This is a genomic window from Vibrio sp. 10N.222.49.C9 (genome assembly GCF_041474985.1).
Taxonomy (GTDB): domain Bacteria; phylum Pseudomonadota; class Gammaproteobacteria; order Enterobacterales; family Vibrionaceae; genus Vibrio; species Vibrio crassostreae_C.
Map to the genome: position 1 here is coordinate 1 of NZ_JBFRVD010001633.1, position 274 is coordinate 274.

Annotated in this window: 1 pseudogene; it reads right to left on the bottom strand. The window is 38.3% G+C overall.

What is annotated here, in order from left to right:
- Positions 1-127: 127 nt before the first annotated feature.
- A pseudogene (locus AB4585_RS29585) lies at positions 128-274 on the bottom strand (amidohydrolase family protein); the annotation flags it as partial.

Here is a 274-nt window from a genome sequence, read left to right on the forward strand (position 1 = left end):
AACTATTTGTGGTTAAGGTACAAAAGCTTTGTTTAGTGATGCAGCTCAAGCGAGTAAGTTTTATCTGTGATACTTAAAAAAAAGAGGCTTCAACCTTAGTTGAAACCTCTTCTGTTCTGTATGCGTTTTAAAGGGTGTTTATGTATACTTCACCGTCTTTCATGATGACTTTCTTCGCATCATCACTCATCACACAATCAACGCCTTCAAGAGGGTTACCATCGATGATTAATAGATCAGCGTAAGCACCTTCCACAATTTGACCAAGCTTACC